Origin of the sequence: Acidovorax sp. HMWF018 (assembly GCF_003061035.1) — a bacterium.
Taxonomy (GTDB): domain Bacteria; phylum Pseudomonadota; class Gammaproteobacteria; order Burkholderiales; family Burkholderiaceae_C; genus Acidovorax; species Acidovorax delafieldii.
In genome coordinates, this window is sequence record NZ_QAIM01000631.1 from 17444 (window position 1) to 19772 (window position 2329).

Annotated in this window: 3 protein-coding genes; all 3 read left to right on the forward strand. The window is 64.8% G+C overall.

Annotation, left to right across the window (positions count from 1 at the left end; all coding sequences use genetic code 11):
* Positions 1-37 precede the first annotated feature (37 nt).
* The gene (locus DBR23_RS26655; protein WP_108500095.1) at positions 38-511 is read left to right on the forward strand and encodes an Lrp/AsnC ligand binding domain-containing protein; all 474 of its coding nucleotides are present in this window, start codon (positions 38-40) and stop codon (positions 509-511) included.
* Positions 512-603: 92 nt separating this feature from the next.
* Positions 604-900, forward strand: coding sequence for a hypothetical protein (locus tag DBR23_RS26660; RefSeq protein WP_099730513.1), 297 nt, complete (start codon positions 604-606; stop codon positions 898-900).
* A gap of 58 nt (positions 901-958) precedes the next feature.
* Positions 959-2329: 23S rRNA (uracil(1939)-C(5))-methyltransferase RlmD (gene rlmD / locus DBR23_RS26665; protein ID WP_233250768.1), on the forward strand; the 1371-nt coding region annotated here is incomplete at its 3' end.

Below are 2329 nucleotides of genomic sequence, written 5' to 3' on the forward strand. Positions count from 1 at the left end.
AAAATTGGTGATCGCACCGAATAAATCACTAACCGAAATGCAAACAGAACCCGATCTCGACCGGATTGACCGCAAGATCCTGTCAATCCTGCAGGAAGACGGCCGCATTGCCAACCTCAAGCTGGCCGAGGCGGTGGCTCTGTCGCCCACGGCCGTGCTGGCGCGGGTGCAGCGCCTTACGCGCGATGGCTTCATCCTGGGCTACGAGGCGCACCTGAACCCCCTGAAGCTGGGCGCGGGCATGCTGGTGTTTGTGGAGGTGCTGCTGGACCGCACCACGCCCAATGTGTTCGACCAGTTCAAGGCCGCCGTGCAGGTGCACCCCGAAATCATGGAATGCCACATGGTGGCGGGCGGGTTTGACTACCTGCTCAAGACGCGATCCGCCGACATGAATGCCTACCGCGTGTTTGCGGGCAATGTGCTGTGGCAGCTACCGGGCGTGCGCGAGACGCGCACCTATGCGGTGATGGAAGAAGTCAAGCACACCAACCACCTGTACCTGCGCTAACCCCACACCATGCGCGTACACCTACCGGATTGGCGGTGCTGGCAGAAGCCCGCATAATTCTCTGAAGATCTGCTTGCATGAGGAGCTACACCATGACGACCGCTTTCCCCTATGCCGCCGCAGCCCTGGTGGCTGCCCTGTTCAGCCAGACGGCCGCTGCATCCTGCTACGTCGTCTATGGCCCTGACAAGGACATCGTGTACCGCGCCCCGGTGCCGCCGGTGGACATGTCACGGCAGATCCACGAAACCTTGCCCCTGGTGGCCCCGGGCTCGACCCTCGTGTTTTCGCCCGACAACTTTGGCTGCGAACTCACCATCAACAAGCTGCCACTCACGGCCGTGTCCGCGCCCGGGGGCATGCGGCCTGCGCGCGCTGACCGGGGCTGAAACGGACAGTTCGCAGGGGTGCGGCCAGTGGGCGTGCCGCGCCTGAGACAATCGGGGGATGAGCGAACCGAAAGAACTATCCCCCTCGTTTGAACCCACCGAGCAGAATTCCCAAAGTGACCTGCCCGAAGGCTGGCTGCACGTGCAGTCCATGGACCTGGACGCCCAGGGCGTTGCCCGCAAGCCCGACGGCAAAGTGGTCTTTATCGATGGTGCCCTGCCATTCGAGCTGGTCACCGCCAACACCCACCGCAAGAAGAACAACTGGGAGCAGGCCAGCCTGGTAGCGATCCACCGCGAGTCGTCCCAGCGCGTGCGGCCGGATTGCCCCCACTTTGGCCTGCACGCAGGCGCCTGTGGCGGCTGCAAGATGCAGCACTTGCACGTGGGCGCGCAGGTGGCCGTCAAGCAGCGGGTGCTGGAAGACAACCTCTGGCATCTGGGCAAGGTCAAGGCCGAGACCATGCTGCGTCCCATCGAAGGGCCCGCCTGGGGCTACCGTTACCGCGCCCGCCTGGCGGTGCGCCACGTGATCAAGAAGGGCCAGGTCCTGGTGGGCTTTCATGAGCGCAAGAGCCGCTACATCGCCGACATGCAGACCTGCAAGATCTTGCCCCCGCATGTCGATGCCATGCTGATGCCCCTGCGCGCACTGATTGCCAGCCTGGATGCCCGCGACACCTGCCCACAGATCGAACTGGCCTGCGGCGACACCGTGACCGCGCTGGTGCTGCGCCACCTGGAGCCGCTGAGCACCGATGACATCACCAGGCTGCGTGCCTTTGCGGCGGAGCATCATGTGCAATGGTGGCTGCAGCCCAAGGGCCCGGACACGGTGAAGCTGCTGGACGAAGGCGGCGAGCAGCTGTCGTACGCACTGCCGGACTTCGGCATCACCATGCCTTTCAAGCCCACGGACTTCACCCAGGTGAACCCGCACATCAACCGCGTGCTGGTGAGCCGCGCGCTGCGCCTGCTGGACGTGCAGCCCCACGAACGCGTGATCGACTGGTTCTGTGGCCTGGGCAATTTCACGCTGCCCCTGGCCACGCAGGCGCGCGAGGTGCTGGGCATCGAGGGCAGCGAGGCCCTGGTGGCCCGCTCGCGTGAGAACTATGCACTGAATCAGGCCCAGGCGCCGGACCATAAAGCACTGGCAGCTACGGATTTTGTAGCGCGCAACCTGTTCGAGATGACGCCCGAGATGCTGGTGGCCGACGGCGCTGCCGACAAGTGGCTGGTGGACCCACCACGCGAGGGGGCGTTTGCGCTGGCCAAGGCGCTGGCGGACATTGAACAGGCCCGCATTGGCGCCGAGGGCGCTGGCCCCTTGCCTGCAGGGGCCGAAGGCTGGACGCCCCCGAAGCGCATTGTGTACGTGAGCTGCAACCCAGCCACCCTGGCGCGCGATGCCGGGCTGCTGGTGCAT